The 15,782-nt window shown below is 46.9% G+C and carries 10 protein-coding genes; 2 read left to right on the plus strand and 8 right to left on the minus strand.

The window, feature by feature from the left end:
* Positions 1–131: 131 nt before the first annotated feature.
* From WG943_RS06235 to WG943_RS06270, 8 genes are all read right to left on the minus strand, one after another.
* Positions 132–3,785: an AAA family ATPase gene (locus tag WG943_RS06235; protein ID WP_340407538.1), complete on the minus strand. Its 3,654-nt coding sequence runs from the start codon at positions 3,783–3,785 to the stop codon at positions 132–134.
* 241 nt (positions 3,786–4,026) lie between these two features.
* Positions 4,027–5,256 carry an exonuclease SbcCD subunit D C-terminal domain-containing protein gene (locus WG943_RS06240; protein WP_340407539.1) on the minus strand — a complete coding sequence of 410 codons (1,230 nt, stop codon included), beginning with the start codon at positions 5,254–5,256 and terminating at the stop codon, positions 4,027–4,029.
* Between the two features lie 118 nt (positions 5,257–5,374).
* On the minus strand, positions 5,375–5,779 hold the full coding sequence (locus WG943_RS06245) for a hypothetical protein (protein WP_340407540.1): 405 nt from the start codon (positions 5,777–5,779) through the stop codon (positions 5,375–5,377).
* Positions 5,780–5,913: 134 nt separating this feature from the next.
* Positions 5,914–6,312, minus strand: a complete 399-nt coding sequence (locus tag WG943_RS06250) for a rhodanese-like domain-containing protein (protein ID WP_340407541.1) — start codon at positions 6,310–6,312, stop codon at positions 5,914–5,916.
* 102 nt (positions 6,313–6,414) lie between these two features.
* The gene (locus WG943_RS06255; RefSeq protein WP_340407543.1) at positions 6,415–6,720 is read right to left on the minus strand and encodes an ArsR/SmtB family transcription factor; all 306 of its coding nucleotides are present in this window, start codon (positions 6,718–6,720) and stop codon (positions 6,415–6,417) included.
* Between the two features lie 178 nt (positions 6,721–6,898).
* Positions 6,899–8,407 (minus strand): catalase, encoded by a 1,509-nt coding sequence (locus WG943_RS06260; RefSeq protein ID WP_340407544.1) that lies wholly within the window; start codon positions 8,405–8,407, stop codon positions 6,899–6,901.
* A gap of 208 nt (positions 8,408–8,615) precedes the next feature.
* Positions 8,616–9,566: a YeiH family protein gene (locus WG943_RS06265; protein ID WP_340407545.1), complete on the minus strand. Its 951-nt coding sequence runs from the start codon at positions 9,564–9,566 to the stop codon at positions 8,616–8,618.
* 66 nt (positions 9,567–9,632) lie between these two features.
* Complete coding sequence (locus tag WG943_RS06270) at positions 9,633–10,757, minus strand: BamA/TamA family outer membrane protein (RefSeq protein WP_340407547.1); 1,125 nt, start codon at positions 10,755–10,757, stop codon at positions 9,633–9,635.
* A 306-nt stretch (positions 10,758–11,063) separates the two neighbouring features.
* Here WG943_RS06270 and WG943_RS06275 point away from each other — a divergent pair, with 306 nt between their 5' ends.
* Both WG943_RS06275 and WG943_RS06280 read left to right on the plus strand, forming a co-directional pair.
* Positions 11,064–14,087, plus strand: a complete 3,024-nt coding sequence (locus WG943_RS06275; protein ID WP_340407549.1) for an amidohydrolase family protein — start codon at positions 11,064–11,066, stop codon at positions 14,085–14,087.
* A gap of 89 nt (positions 14,088–14,176) precedes the next feature.
* Entirely contained in the window at positions 14,177–15,517 is a 1,341-nt protein-coding gene (locus tag WG943_RS06280) for an amidohydrolase family protein (RefSeq protein ID WP_340407551.1), read from the plus strand.
* The last annotated feature ends 265 nt before the right edge of the window (positions 15,518–15,782 follow it).

Below are 15,782 nucleotides of genomic sequence, written 5' to 3' on the forward strand. Positions count from 1 at the left end.
TGCGCAATACTTATACTTTACTAGTAAAGTATAAGTATGTCCTATGTTATTTTTTCGTTGACATGCTTGGAATAGGTGCACATGACACGCTAATGGTATTTGCTGTTCTGGATAGAGCATTGATTAATCTTTTACCAGTCCATAACCTCAATCTTACTAACCCCACCCGGTAGCCGTTGTACTTTTATCTGTGTGCTGATGCGCTCTTTCAGCGCCTCTACGTGAGAGATTATTCCGATCATCTTACCGCTTTGCTGCAGGTTCTCTAAAGTGGAAATAGCTGCATCTAATGTTTCAGCATCCAGTGTACCAAAGCCTTCATCTATAAACAGCGAGTTAATCTGTGTGCGGCGGCCGGCTAAGTCGGAGAGGCCTAGTGCCAGGGCCAGGCTAACTAAAAAGCTTTCGCCACCAGACAAGGTGTTCATAGGGCGAACGGCCTCTGCCTGATAAGTATCTACTATAAGCAGTTCCAGGTCGTCGGCAGAACTCTTCAGGATGCGGTACCGGTCGTTTAGCTTTTGCAGGTGGCGGTTTGCCAGTTCCACCAATCTTGCTAAAGTTAAACCCTGTGCAAACTTACTGAACTTGATACCGTCTGCAGAACCGATCAGGTCTGCAAGTTGAGCCCAACGCTGATATACTTGCTGCTGTGTTTTTAGCTGTATGGCCAGTTCTTTGTTCTTGTCTCGTTGTGCGTTATCCTGCTCCAGTATTTGCTGATGCCGGGCACGCTGGGCAATTAGATCTCGGGCCTTTTCAGCGTTTTCCTGGTGTTGCTGCTGCAGTATTTCTATACTTTCGGTTGTTAATTCCTTTGCCTGCAGTTGGGCCAGTTCCTGCGTTACATCGCTTATACTTTTACGGAGTTCGGTCAGGTGCTTTTCCGTTTGGGCTTTCAGGTTGGCTAATCGGTCAGCTTCATCGCGGTTTAGCAACATTTGGCTTAAAGCCTCAATGGTTTCGATGCCTTTCTGCTGCAGTACACGCAGTAGCCCTGTGCTTAACTCATCAAGTACTGATTTATTTTGCTGCTGTTTACTATGGCAATCAGACTTGCGGTTTCTGGTTTCTTGCAGCTCCTGCTGCTTGTGCTGCTGCTTGCTACGAGCTTCCTCTGCCTGGGCTGTTTTACTTTTTAGCTCACGCTGTGCCAGTTGGCGTTCTTGTTCAGGATTTTTATCACCAAACAAAGTATAACGCTCCGCCTTTAAAGATGTAAGTTGCTCGTGCTCTTCTTTTAACACCTGCTTTCGTTGCACTAGCTCTGCCTGTTTCTCCTGAACGCGTTCCTTCAGGTGCTTTACCTGCTCTCTGGCAGCAGTATATTGCTCTCGCATTGCCTCCAGCTGTTGCTGTTTTTGATAAAACGAATTAGCTAGTTGCTCCAGCTGTTGCTGTAACTGCTGACGTTCTGCAGTGGTATACTTCAAGCCATAGGTAGCGGCAAAGGACTCTGCTGTTTCGGTATGTGCCTGTAACTGCTCCTGCTCGTCGGTAAGTATACTTTGTAGCTTCTGCAGTTGCGACTGCTGCAGTTTTTCAGATTGCTGCAATTGCTCAAACCTGGCATGCGTTTGTACCTGCTGCTCACGGAGCTGCTGTAGGTGCTGGTTTATACTTTCCAGGGTACGGCTTAGGGTACGGGCCTGTGCCAGTTGCTCCTGCAGTACATGCACCGAGTCTTGTTGCGCTTTTAGTAATGAGGCTAGTTTATCTTTTTCAGCAATAGCTATACTTCGCGGTAGTCCATCCAACAGCTGCTTAAAAGTATGCTGCAGGCGTTCTAGTTCTGTTTCTGTCTCAGCTTTAGTAATGGTGTCTAGTTGCTGCTTCTGCACAAGAGAATCCAAAGCTAACTGCAGTTTATTTATACTTTGCTCCAGCTCCTTTACCAGCACTTGTTGCTTATCGCGTTTCTGCACTTCCTCCGGAAGGTCAAAGGTATAACCGTTTTCAGCGAAAGGGTGGTGGGTAGAGCCGCAAAGCGGGCATGGTTCATCCTGCGTTAACATATGGCGAGCCTCCTCATATTGCTGAATCTGCTGTTGCAACGTTACGAGTTTTTGCAGCGCTTCCAGGTGTTCTTGTGCCTGCTTATACTTTGCCTGCGCCTCCTGTAGCTGCTGATTCGTGTCCTTAACCTGCTGCGCATGCTGTGCCAGTTGTATGTTTATACTTTGCTGTTTTTGCTGATGCCCTTCATGCTGCTGTGCCAGCTCCAGCATACGCTCATACTTTGCCACCAGGGCCGGTTGTGTTTGCGCCGCCTGCTCCAGCTCGTCCATACTTTTAGCGGCAAGTATAGCCTGTAGCTGCGCCAGCTTTTCTTCTTTTTGCTGCTGATGTGCTGTTTGCTGTGCCTGCTGCTGTGCCTGATTCTCCTGTAGTTTTCCCAGTTGCAGCAATGCGTGCTCACGTTGTTGCCTTAGCTCCTGTTGTTCTTGTTGGGCACGTTTAATGCGCTGCTCCGCTTCCTGCAGGTCGCGGAGGGTGGTTTTAAACTCGGGCAAATTGTCTTTCAGGTCCTGTAGTTTAGCGTTTTGTTCTAGCCACGCTTTTATACTTGTAGCCTCTTGTGTCAGTTTTTCAAGCTCCTGCTGCTTGGTTTGCAGTTGCGTCTGCTCTAGCTTCAGTCCGTCCTCAAAAGCAACATAAGCCGTTTTATTTTTAGTGTACGAATCACGGATAGTATTAAGCTGGTAGTCAAGTCTGTTTACTTCTACCAGTGTTGGCTCCAGTTTTTGGAGTGCCTGCTCCTGCTGCTGCTGTACTTTAGATGCCTCTAGGGCTAACTGGCCGGCTGCCTCTAGTTCTGTTTCTAGTACCGGAATACGCTTCTCCAGCAACTGCAGCTGCTCCTGCGCTTCCGCTACTTTTCCGTTTATACTTTTGATCTCGGCCAATTCACCTACGAACTGGTGTGCCTGCTCATGGTGCTGCAGTTTCAGGAAATCAGGTTGCAGACTCTCTAATTTCTGCTCCTGAGCCTGCAACGCCAGCTGGTGCTGTTGTTGCTTAACCTGTAGGTTGGCAATTTGCTTTAACCATTGCACCTTTTCCTGAAGCGAAGTTAACTCAGTGGTAAGTATACTTTCCTGCGCTGCTATCTCTCTTATACTTTCTTTGTAAGCCTGTAATTGCTCCTCCGTCAGAAGCTCTACGTTTTGCAGCCTGCTCTCTAGTGCCTCACGTTTCTGCCGCTCAGCCTTTGCCTTTTCATATGCAAATTTTGATATCTCGGAGTAGATGCCGGTATCAGTAATCTTCTCTAATAAACTGCTGCGCTCACTGGAGTTGGCCTTTAAAAAGCGGGCGAAATCTCCTTGCGAGAGCATCACTGAACGCAGAAACTGGCTGTAGTCCAGGCCGCATAGCTCTGCCACCTTCTCCGGTACCTGGCTTGGTTTCAGGTCGAAAGGCTTCTCGTCTTCGAGGTCGCAGAGCTCCATGTGCACCGCCTGAATTTTACCATCCACCTTACCACGGCTGCGTCGGATTTGCCATTTGCTGCGGTAGCGTTTGCCATTTGCCTCAAACTCTACTTCCGAGGTACTCTCTGCTGTGTGGCGCGTCATCAGTTCGAGTGGCTTTTCTTCATTGTGGCGGTGTACTCTGCCGTAAAGTCCTACTGTAATGGCATCCAGAATGGTGGTTTTTCCGGCACCGGTTGGTCCTGTAATGGCAAATAAACCTGCCTCGGCCAAAGGACTTTGGTCAAAGCGGATTTCGTGCTCTCCTTTAAGCGAGTTCAGGTTCTGGAAACGTACAGCTAGGATTTTCATTTTTACTGGCTTAGGGCGTTTGACTCAAGTATCTGGATACTTATTAATTCAATATTTATTAAAGACCTCTCAGCGTGCGCAGCGTCTGGGGACTTTTGTGAGTTAGAAAGTTAATGAGTTTGGGAGTTAGAAATTTAATTAACTCACTTATCCACTCATCCAAGTTTGTTTCCTCCGTAGCCTGTAACACGCTCGCAGGAGCTGCGCACGCTGCGAGGTCTTTGTAACTCTCAAACTTAAACTAACTCTCTGACTCGTCTTGCATCAGCTCCAGCAACTCCGAGAAAGTAGCTAGTAACTCCGTATGGTCTGAATCCGGGTAGGAACTTTGGCATCGTTTCAGGAATACTTCCTTTTCGCTGAGGATGTGCAGGTCGGCTTCTTCCTGAACCTGTTGCTCTAATGTTTGGCGGCTTTTCTGGATGATCGGTGGCCTGTGGATGAGCAGTTGCAGGTCAGCTTCTTTCAGCTTCAGAACCTCCTCTAGTTGCTGGTTCAGGTCAGGGAGGGGAGCCTCCAGTTCTACCTGCAGTTCGGCCCAGGCTTGTAAAGTATAAGCGCTGTTGTCGTAGAGGGCAATCTGTTTTTTTACCTTGTCAAGAGGGCCTTTAAAGCGAACGAGTTTGCGGCAGCATGGGATTTCCAGCTCACGCAGGTCAGTTAGTTTGCCCTCTTTAAAATCAAGTATAAAAACTACTTTAGTGTCGGATACTTCGCTGAAGCTAAGCGGAATAGGCGAGCCGGAGTAGCGAATATGGTGTGTTTTGTTTACCTGCTGCGGACGGTGCAGGTGGCCAAGCGCTACGTAATCAAACTCCTTCGGGAATTGGTCTGCCCCGATCTGCCCCAGGTTACCCACATGTATCTCTTTCTCGCTTTCAGATGCCGAGCCACCGGCTGCGAACAAATGCCCCATAGCCACTACCGGTATACTTTGCATTTTGTACTGCTGTGTGTGCGGCACAAAGGCGTGATAATGGTTGGCAATACCCTGCTTTATGCGCTGTTCACGCTCTTCGGTTGTTTCGCCGGGTAAAGAAAGGCGCACGTCGCGGTCGCGCAGGAATGGCACGGCACATACTATAAGCTGCAGTTCTCCCTGCTCGTTGCGTAGCTCAATCAGTTCATCTAACGGATCTGGAGAGGCACCACCAATAACATGAATGTTAAAGTACTCGAGTAATTCTTTAGGAGCATTTAGCGTGGAGATGGAATCGTGGTTGCCTCCAGTAATAATGATGTGGCGGCAGCAGGTGGCGCATACTTTCCTCAGAAAGTCATAGTATAGCTTTAAGGCTGTGTTGGATGGTGCACCGCTATCAAATACGTCGCCGGACATAAGCAGTACCTCTACCTGCTCCTGCTCAATGGTTTGCAGCAGCCAGTTCAGGAAGTGCTGGTGTTCTTCGTTACGTTCGAGGTTAACAAGGCGCTGGCCCAGGTGCCAGTCTGAGGTGTGTAATACGCGCATACTTCTTCATCTCCAATTCCGATTAAAGATACATCAGAATATAGGGATATTGCAAACGCAACTCGAAAAAATGTGACGAGAATTTACCTATTATGATGAAAGGTGCTGTGTGAGCAGACTATACCTTTTCTTTCTCTCTTGCCCAGGCAAATGCGTCCTGTTCGTTGCCAAAGCTTTTAACTTCAAATTTGGTTACACCTAAAGCCTCGGCACGGGTTACAACCGACTCTAAAGCTATCTGATGAAAAACACTTTCAGGCAATATCCTGGCTAGCTTCTTAAGTGCTGTTTGAGAAAGCAGTTCGTAAAAGGTAGATGATAGCCAATCTTTTGCAGTTGATGGGATAGCGCCAAGGTGCTGTGCATTCGCAACAGCATGCTCTATATTTGTTTCGCGCAGTGCTTCATAGAGCTTCAAACCTCCTGCTTTAATTTCCTGATCACTTACAGGTCTGTGCCACCTAGACTGAAGCAAGTTACCTTCGATGTCCACTTCTATAGTATAGAAATCGGACGTGTACATAGTTCTAAATGACATAGATTGGATAAAGTGAAACAAAGATACAATTATTAACTTCAAGGTAGCATATAAGCGCACATTATATAAACGTTACCTACTTAAACCAGTACAATTATGTACTTTTATGCGTTTAGTGTTTAATTCTTAGTATCACCTTCGGTTGGCAAACCGGCTTGCTTCAGGGTATTGTAGCCGCCAATATTGTAAATGTGTTTAAAACCGGCTTCGCGCATAAGTTCGGCGGCTTTACCGCTCCTGTTGCCAGAGGCGCAGTACAGATAATATGTTTTGTCTTTATCCCAGCTCTTCAATTCACGGGCAAAGTCTCCGTTTCGGTAATCTACGTTCTCAGCACCCTCTAAATAGCCACCAGCAAACTCTTCCTGCGTACGCACATCCAGCAGTACAGCGCTGCTGCTCATCTTTTGCTTTTTAAACTCATTAGGTGTTAGCTGCTTCACCTTAGCAAGGTCCTGCTGTGGCTCGTTGCAACTTAAAAAAAGACTGGCAAGGATGCTTAATAGAACCATTTTCATAATGCTTAGTAATTTCTAGCTTTAACGTAATGTATATAACAAAGATAATGTTCGTAGCTGATAAATCTGTACTATAAAGATGCTTTCTGCCTGGTACAGGACTTAAAAAGTCCTGCAGCCATGTATGCAGCTGATTATACTTGTAATTGTGTTATCTGTAAGAAAATAAAAAACTCTTTTACCTTCACGCTGGGTATCAACAATGCCTTTATCGCGCATATTGGTAAGGTGGTGCGACAACAGCGACTGCTCAATGCTTAAAACCTGTTGTATCTCTGACACAGTCAGGCGTTCGCGTTGTTCCAACAAATCTATAATGCTTATGCGAACAGGGTGCGCAACGCATTTTAATACGTAAGCGGCTCTCTCTAGCTTCTTCTGATCAACCCGCACTTTTAAAATACTCATGCTGTAAATTATGTATTCGAAATAATACATGAACATGACTTCATGTATCAAAAGATGTTACAATGTACAGGCGCTTATAGTTCCAACAACAGTAAGTGGAGCAGCTGGCTTAGAGATAAAAAAGAGACGCCAGCTAAGCTGGCGTCTCTTCAGGTAAAGTAAACATTCACTACTTAATTTAATTCTGGTGTACATTGCCTACAGCATGCTGGGTTATATCTACACCTAAGCCTTGTGCTATGGCTATGCCAAGAGCAATGTCTGCACGGAAGAAGTGGCACAGCTGGCGGTTAATGATCAAGTATCTTTTCTCTCCGCTGATGCCACTCATAGAACCAATGATGTTTTTGATGGTGCTTTGCTTTTCTTCTGGTGTCATCAGGCGGAACAGGTTGCCTGGCTGGGTGTAGTGGTCGTTTTCGCCTTCTTCGTTTCTGTCGTACCAATCGGCAACTACGTTCTGGCCCAGGTTCTCGGCCGGCTGCTTATACTTTTCGTCGGCATAAATATTGTCGAAGCTGTTCGGATAGTAGTTCGGGCTTTTGCCACCGTTGCCGTCCATGCGCATGGCACCGTCGCGTTGGTAATTGTTGGTGGCAAACGGGCAGCGATTTACAGGAATCTGCTCATAGTTGGCGCCTAGTCTGTAACGCTGCGCATCCGGATAACCCAATATACGGCCCTGCAGCATTCTGTCAGGAGAGAAAGAGATCCCATCTACCACATGCGCAGGAGCAAATGCAGCTTGTTCCACGTGGGCAAAGTAGTTGTCAGGGTTCTCGTTCAGCTCCAGTATTCCCACATCTACCAGCGGGAAATCTTTCTGCGACCATACTTTGGTCACGTCAAACGGATTCCATTTATAGTTTTCGGCTTCTTCTTCAGTCATGATCTGTACTTTAAGCGCCCAACGTGGATAGTCTCCTTTGTCGATGGCTTCAACCAAATCGCGCTGCGCCTGGTCTGGGTCTATGCCTTTCATGCAGGTTGCTTCTTCGTCGGTAAAGTTCTTGATGCCCTGCAGCGTTTTAAAATGAAACTTCACGAAGTGGCGCTCATTGTTGGCGTTGATGAACGAAAACGTATGGCTGCCGAACCCGTGCATGTGGCGGTAAGAGTATGGTGTGCCACGGTCACTCATCAAAATCATAACCTGGTGCAGACTCTCCGGGTTCAGGCTCCAAAAGTCCCACACCATGGTGGCGCTTTTGGTATTCGTATAAGGGTCGCGTTTTTGGGTGTGGATGAAGTCCGGGAATTTTTTTGGGTCTTTTATGAAAAACACTGGGGTATTGTTGCCTACTAAATCCCAGTTGCCGTCTTCAGTATAAAACTTTAAAGCAAAACCACGTGGGTCGCGCTCGCTGTCGGCGCTGCCTTTTTCGCCGCCTACAGTAGAGAAGCGCAGAAATACACGTGTCTCTTTGCCAATTTCGCTGAATACTTTGGCTTTGGTATACTTGGTAATGTCGTGGGTAACCGTAAAGGTGCCGTAGGCGCCGGAGCCTTTGGCATGCACGACACGCTCTGGTATGCGCTCACGGTTAAAGTGCGCCAGCTTCTCATGAAGTATAAAATCCTGTAAAAGTATAGGACCACGCGCACCTGCAGTCTGGCTGTCTTCATGCTCATAGTATGGTTTACCGGATGCCGTAGTAAGTCGGGTGTTTCTCTCTTTTTCGCTCATGGTCAGGTATAGATTCGAGTTTCTTTTCTTGATGGCTCAAAAGTATAGGAGGTTGCATTATCAATCAAATTGATTGTTTTTATGATTTGATAGGTGTTGTCTATGATTGCTTTTGCGTTTCTTGAGTTATCCTTTGAGCACTCTGAGATTAAGACAAACCGCTAAGAACACGAAGAATACGCTAAGGACGCAAAGAAAGAAATAAAGGCTAACCCAGGAAGTATATCACCAACAACGAAGAGAAGGCCACCAGTACCCAAAGTATAAAACCTTGGTAAAAAGGCCTTGCGCTAATGCTGCGGATGGTTACCATGTTCAGGTTTGCGCCAATTAAGAAGAGGGAGAGGAGTAATGCTTTTTTTGCGGCGAAAAGTATAAAGGGAGAAACCATTTTAACTGCCGGCACAAAAGTAATCAGGACAGAGGCAAGTATAAACAGCAGGATAAAAGTTGGGATAGATACCTTATTGCTTTCCGTCTTAAACAAGAAACCCGACACCAGTACCAGCGGCACGATCCAGAGGGCACGGGTTAGTTTTAGGGTAGTGGCTAATTGCAATGCTTCGTCGCCGTAGCGGCTGGCGGCCCCTACTACAGAGCTGGTGTCGTGTATGGCAATGGCAGCCCAAAGGCCAAACTGCTTTTGCGTAAGCTGCAGCGAGTGGCCAATCTCCGGGAAAATGAACAGGGCCAGTGCATTAAGTATAAACACAATACCCAGAGCCACCGAAATTTCTTTAGTCGATGCTTTAATGGCCGGTGCAACAGCAGCAATGGCACTGCCTCCGCAAATAGCCGTGCCTGCCGAGATCAGGTGCGTTAGTTTTGGGGCAATACCAAATGCCTTACCCAAGGCTAAACCCAGTACCATTGTTAAGGCAAGAGATACAAATGTATAAATTAAACCGCTTAAACCTGTCTCTGCTACCTGGTACAGGTTAATACCGAAGCCCAGACCCACCACAGCTGCCTGTAAAATATACTTAGATCCTTTTGATGAGGCAGCAGGAAAAGGGTTTCCCACCATCAGCCCAACAGCCAGCCCGGCCAGCAGCGCCAGCGGAGAAGTAAACAGCGGCGTGAAAAGCAGCAGCAGTATCAAAAGTATGAATACCAGTTTTTGTATGAGTGGGGAAAACCGGTATTCTATTGCGGACATGGTACTTTGGGTTGTTTTACGAGGTATGCAAACTTAAGCTTTTATACTTTGCGCACAAACCTGTTTTTAAAATGCCTCGCCTATCACGATGTAAAAGTTCGTGCCTTCACGCCCATAGCCAACATCGGCCCTAATGTTCAGTTTCTGTTCTTGGTTTAGGGCATAACGAACGCCGCCGCCAACGCTGTATTTAAGTGTGTTAAAACTTACATCAGAGGTTTTAGCAAACACATCGCCGAGACTGGCAAATGTGGTCATCCCAAACCGTTTGTACACCGGAAACCGGTATTCTACCTGTGTTCCTGCGAAATTCTGATCTAAAAAGCGGTTACGTGCATAGCCTCTTAATATTCTGTCGCCGCCTGCTGTTGCCATTCGTAGTAAGGGAGTGTTGCCAGTATTTATGTTGATGAAGGTATTGCTGCCCAGCACATGGTTTGGCCTAAGCATAAAATACTTACTAAAGTTGAGGCTGTAGTTGCTATAATCGAAATCGCCGCCCACTATACTTCCGTAACTGTAAGCTGCTGCCTCCAGAAAAGCACCGCTGCTGGCAAATGAAACGTTGTCTCGGCTATCGAACAAAAATATAGCACCAACACCGCTGTTAAAACCACCTCTGTAGCCGGGTACTTGCTCTGTTAAAAGTATACTTGTGCCCGACTCTTCGCCGGCATGCAGCTCAAGGTTGTAATAATTCGTAAACTGGAAATCAAGCCCTGCAAAAGTATACTTTCCTGCTTTTTTCAAAGCGCCTAAACGAGCATTTACCAGTTCGTACTCATACTTTTCATCGTTCGTTTTTGGTGTGTTGTTGCCAATGCCATAAAAGCGATCGACATACGTTCGGTGTCTCAGTTCGCCGCGTAGCAGGTATTTTTCTTCTCGTGTAAATACTGACCATTCCAGCTGCTGGTCTGTCTGCTTGTTTAAAGTATAATCAACTAAAATGCGGGCTGTAGAAAGGCGGGTGTAGGTAGCATCTAGCTTGCTCTTAAGCTGCATATAACCAATAACTGCTGCGCCAAATCCTAGTCTTGTGTCGGGTGTGTAATAGAGTACGGGTATAGGAATAAAACCTTTCTTAATCTGCTCATCCGGAAGTGTTGCAGCGAGTGTATCTGTCTGGGCCTGAGCAGGCAAAAGTGCCACTGCAATTTGCAGCATAAACAAGAGTAAAATGCCTTTCATATGAAGCAAAGTATAAAATGGGAAGCTTTTCGCTGTTAGCCTGAGTAGCTGCAATATAAGTGGCTGAAGCCCAGTAAATATACAAAATATTTTATACTTCGGTAGCAGGTGCTTTTAAGCCTTTTGTTAAAATTACAGTCTATAGTATGGAACTTAATTTAGTGTACAAACACTATTTATAGTTGGATATTATCTTTAATTGCTGAATCACAATATTTTATACCTTATAAATTAGTAAATTCAGGTATAGATTTTATCTTTGAGTATCCACAACTATTCTAACTAAAACCACCTTAACTAAATCGGATGAAAAAAATCTTAACCATTGCAGCTTGCCTTGCTTTTGGCTCAAGCTACGTGATGGCGCAGGAGACTTTTCCGCGCAATGGGGTATATGATGAACGCTCCGGACTGGTAGCGCTCACCAACGCCACCATCCACACAGATTACAAAACCACCATCAGCAATGCAACCCTGCTTATCCGCAATGGAAAAGTAGAGGCTGTTGGCACTAGTGTAAAAGTGCCTGCAGGTGCTGTTACCATCGATGCCAAAGGCAAGCACATTTACCCGGGTCTGGTAGATATGTTCACCAGCTACGGAATGCCAGAGGTGAAAAGTGAGCGTGGAGGATGGGGATCGCCGCCTCAGATGGAATCTAAGAAGCAGGGCGCTTACAACTGGAACCAGGCGGTACGTCCGGAGACAAATGCTGTTGAGCTTTTTAAGGTTGATAAGAAACAGGCCGAGGAAATGCGCAAGCTAGGCTTTGGCTCTGTGTTGGCCGTGCACCGCGATGGTATTGCCCGTGGTACTGCCACATTGGTAACTCTTGCCGATAACAAGCGCGAAAACGAAGTAGTGGTACTGGATAAAGCTGCCGGAGCGCTTTCTTTTGATAAAGGCTCTTCGTCGCAGGATTACCCTGGCTCACTGATGGGTGCCATTGCCCTGTTGCGCCAGACCTACCTGGATGCCCAGTGGAATACACAGAACCCGGCCAGGGAGCAGAACATCTCTCTTACGGCCTTTACTGCTGCAAACAAGTATCCGCAGATATTTGAGGTAAACGGCAAACTGGACGTATTGCGTGCCGATAAGGTAGGCGACGAGTTTGGTAAGCAGTATATCATAAAAGGCGGCGGCGATGAGTACCAGATGATCAAAGAGATCAAAGCAACCAACGCCCCGATCATACTTTCGCTTAACTTCCCGGATGCCTACAACGTGGAAGACCCATTTGATGCGCGCCGTGTGCCATTGGAGGCCATGAAGCATTGGGAAATGGCGCCTGCAAATGCCGCTTTACTAAACAAAGCCGGTGTAACATTCGCCTTTACAGCAGCCGACCTGAAAGATAAAAAAGATTTCTTGCCTAACCTGCGCAAAGCCATACAGTATGGCCTGAGCGAAGAAGAGGCTTTAAGAGCACTTACTGCCACTCCTGCCAAGTTACTGAACGCCGAAAGCAAAGTAGGTAGCCTGAACAAAGGCATGCTTGCCAACTTTATCATTACCAGCGGTAACCTGTTTGCTGCAGATAATATCATACTTGAGAGCTGGGTACAGGGCAGCCAGTACAAGATCTCAGAAATGCCATCTGACTACAGAGGTGTTTATACTTTGAAAATGGCACAGCAGCCGGATCGGAAACTGATGATCTCGGGTACTGCCGAAAAGCCTGAACTGAAAGTTATTGCAAAAGATACTGTTACGGGTAAAATTACTTTTAACGGTAACCTGGTAACTCTTTCTTTCAACAAGGATAAAAAGAGCAAAGAGAGCATCCGTTTAAGCGGTTGGTTACAGGACAAAAACCTGCAAGGCGAAGGCCAGTTGCCTGACGCCTCTTCTGTTAAATGGACAGCTACCTTCTCGGAGGCTATGAGCCAAAAAGCGAAAAGCGACAGCACTAAAGTTGCCAAAGCACCACAGCTGGGTAATATGATTTATCCGTTCCGTGCCTATGGCCAGACTGAAATGCCGAAGCAGGAAACTGTTATCATCAAAAACGCTACTGTCTGGACGAATGAGAAAGAAGGTAAGCTGGAGAACACAGACGTAATGCTGAAGAATGGCAAGATCGCCAAAGTAGGCAAAAATCTTTCTGAGAACGGTGCCAAAATTGTAGACGGTACTGGCAAGCACGTAACGCCTGGTATCATTGATGAGCACTCGCACATTGCCCTAAACGGCGTAAACGAAGGCACACAGTCTGTAACTTCTGAGGTGCGTATGGCCGACGTGGTAAACTCCGACGATATCAACATTTACCGCCAGCTGGCAGGTGGTGTTACTACATCGCAGTTGCTGCATGGTTCTGCTAACCCGATAGGTGGCCAGTCGGCTATTATTAAGTTGCGTTGGGGCAAGAGCCCTGATGAGCTGATGGTAGAAAACGCTGACGGTTATATCAAGTTTGCATTGGGTGAGAACGTAAAACAGTCTAACAGAAATAATGCGAGCATTCGCTTCCCGCAGTCGAGAATGGGTGTGGAGCAGGTGTTTGTGGATGCCTTCCAGAGAGCTAAAGAGTATGAGCAGACCTGGAAAAACTACAACAGCCTTTCTAAAAGAGAAAAAGCTAAGACTTCTGCCCCTCGCCGCGACCTGGAACTGGATGCTTTAGTAGAGATCCTAAACGAGAAGCGCTTTATTACTTGCCACTCTTACGTGCAGTCTGAGATCAACATGCTGATGAAAGTGGCTGACGAGATGGGCTTCAAGATCAACACCTTTACGCACATCCTGGAAGGTTACAAAGTAGCTGATAAGATGAAAGAGCGTGGCATTGGCGGTTCTACTTTCGCTGACTGGTGGGCTTATAAAATGGAAGTGAAAGACGCTATCCCGCAGAACGCCGGTCTCATGAACCAGTTGGGTGTGGTAACCGCTATTAACTCCGACGATGCTGAGATGGCGCGCCGCCTGAACCAGGAAGCTGCCAAGAGCGTGAAGTATGCTAATGTAAGCGAAGAAGACGCCCTGAAAATGGTAACGCTTAACCCTGCCAAGCTGCTGCACCTGGACGACAGAATGGGAAGTATAAAAACCGGTAAAGATGCCGACGTGGTTCTTTGGAACGACAACCCGCTATCGATCTACGCGAAGCCTTTAAAGACTTTTGTGGACGGTGTTGCTTACTACGATTTAGAGCGTGACGAGCAAATGCGCGTGGAGCTAGAGAAAGAGCGTATGCGCCTGGTGCAAGCTATGCTGAACGCTAAAACTGGTGGTGCCAGAACACAGGCCCCTGTTAACAGAAGAGCCAGCGTAGTGCATTGCGAAGACGTAGAGCACGCCGAGGAAGAGTCGTATTTTGCGCATTAATTGTTAATTGCTGATTGCTAATTGTTGTATTCTATATTTTAACAATCAACAATTAACAATCAGCAATCCAAATTCAAACTGATTCGAAAATGAAGATCCATAAAAGATATATTTCTGCTTTTGTAGCGCTTATGCTGAGCGTGCCTGCGTTTGCACAGGTACCAGCTGCCGCGCCAAAGCAAAGCAAGCCGGTGCTGCTGAAGGGTGCTACCCTGCACATTGGCAACGGCCAGGTGGTAGAGAATGCCGCTGTTGGTTTTGATAAAGGCAAGATCACGTACGCAGGTCCGCAGAGTGGCGCAAACCTGAGCGGTTATGATGTAGTGGACGTTACTGGTCAGCACATTTACCCTGGTCTGATCCATCCTAACTCAACACTTGGTTTGAACGAGATTGAAAGTGTACGTGCCACAATTGACTGGCGCGAAGTAGGCGACATCAACCCGCATGTACGTTCGGTAATTGCTTACAACACTGACTCTGATATCATCCCGACTATCCGTACGAACGGTGTACTGATGACGCAGGTGACACCTGTGGGTGGTACTATTTCAGGTACATCGTCTGTAGTACAGCTGGATGCCTGGAACTGGGAAGATGCCATTGTAAAAGCTGACGAAGGTATTCACCTGAACTGGCCAAACATGTTGATCGCCACTGGCAACAGTGCTTATGATGCCCGACTTGGCCGCATGAGAGAGCAGCGTGAGGAAGCTCTGAACCAATTAACTTCTCTCTTCAGAGATGCTGCTGTTTATAAGTCTGGCAAACATGATAACGAGAACCTGAAACTGGCTTCTACTGCTGGTTTGTTCGATGGATCTAAAAAGCTGTACATTCACGCAAACTATGGCAAGGAGATCATCGAGTCGGTAAACTTCGCAAAGGAGCACGGTGTAAAAAACATTGTGATCGTGGGCGGACAGGATGCCGTTGCGGTTGCTGATTTCCTGAAGGCGAATAATATTGCCGTGATCTACTCTGGTGTGCATGCCCTGCCATCTCGTGCCGAAGAAGATGTGGATATGCCTTACAAAACACCATACCTTTTGCATAAAGCTGGCGTACAGTTTGCACTGGACTATGACCTGAGCATACACGGTATCCGTAACCTGCCTTTTATTGCCGGTACTGCCGCTGCTTATGGTTTAGATAAAGAGCAGGCGCTGGCTTCTGTTTCGTTAAACACCGCTAAAATACTGGGTATCGACAAGCAAGCCGGTTCTGTTGAGGTGGGCAAAGATGCTACGATCGTAGTATCCTCCGGCGACCTGTTAGATATGCGCACGAACAATGTAACCCATGCGTTTATTCAAGGCCGCAAAATCGACCTGAACAACAAGCAGAAGTACCTGTACGAGAAGTTTGATAACAAGTATAAGGAGGAGAAAAAAACTCCTGCTACTGTAACGACTTCTGCTGGTAAGTAAGCTCAAGTATTTATACTTTAATATGGAAGGGGAGTTACCGGTTTGGTAGCTCCCTTTTTTGTTTTGTAGTTGGTTTATACTTTTAGCTATTGCTGCTACTAAATTGCTTCTGTTTCTGTCTTTCTTTCGAGTTGCTGTTCATCCTCAGCCTTATTAGCCTATACTTTCAGCTCTGGCTTTGGTACGCTCCTAGGCCGCGTGGCCTCGTCCTCGGGCATCGCGCTGTCTATTGAAGCTGCTCCTCGCTCCGCTGCGGGCTGCCCTA

This window comes from Pontibacter sp. H249 (assembly GCF_037892465.1).
Taxonomy (GTDB): Bacteria; Bacteroidota; Bacteroidia; order Cytophagales; family Hymenobacteraceae; genus Pontibacter.

What these genes read in the sequence shown, in the direction of transcription:
- WG943_RS06235 (WP_340407538.1), bottom strand. Translation starts at nt 3,785, where the DNA reads ATGAAAATCCTAGCTGTACGTTTCCAGAACCTGAACTCGCTTAAAGGA.
- WG943_RS06260 (WP_340407544.1), bottom strand. Translation starts at nt 8,407, where the DNA reads ATGAGCGAAAAAGAGAGAAACACCCGACTTACTACGGCATCCGGTAAA.
- WG943_RS06270 (WP_340407547.1), bottom strand. Translation starts at nt 10,757, where the DNA reads ATGAAAGGCATTTTACTCTTGTTTATGCTGCAAATTGCAGTGGCACTT.
- WG943_RS06250 (WP_340407541.1), bottom strand. Translation starts at nt 6,312, where the DNA reads ATGAAAATGGTTCTATTAAGCATCCTTGCCAGTCTTTTTTTAAGTTGC.
- WG943_RS06255 (WP_340407543.1), bottom strand. Translation starts at nt 6,720, where the DNA reads ATGAGTATTTTAAAAGTGCGGGTTGATCAGAAGAAGCTAGAGAGAGCC.
- WG943_RS06245 (WP_340407540.1), bottom strand. Translation starts at nt 5,779, where the DNA reads ATGTACACGTCCGATTTCTATACTATAGAAGTGGACATCGAAGGTAAC.
- WG943_RS06280 (WP_340407551.1), top strand. Translation starts at nt 14,177, where the DNA reads ATGAAGATCCATAAAAGATATATTTCTGCTTTTGTAGCGCTTATGCTG.
- WG943_RS06275 (WP_340407549.1), top strand. Translation starts at nt 11,064, where the DNA reads ATGAAAAAAATCTTAACCATTGCAGCTTGCCTTGCTTTTGGCTCAAGC.
- WG943_RS06265 (WP_340407545.1), bottom strand. Translation starts at nt 9,566, where the DNA reads ATGTCCGCAATAGAATACCGGTTTTCCCCACTCATACAAAAACTGGTA.
- WG943_RS06240 (WP_340407539.1), bottom strand. Translation starts at nt 5,256, where the DNA reads ATGCGCGTATTACACACCTCAGACTGGCACCTGGGCCAGCGCCTTGTT.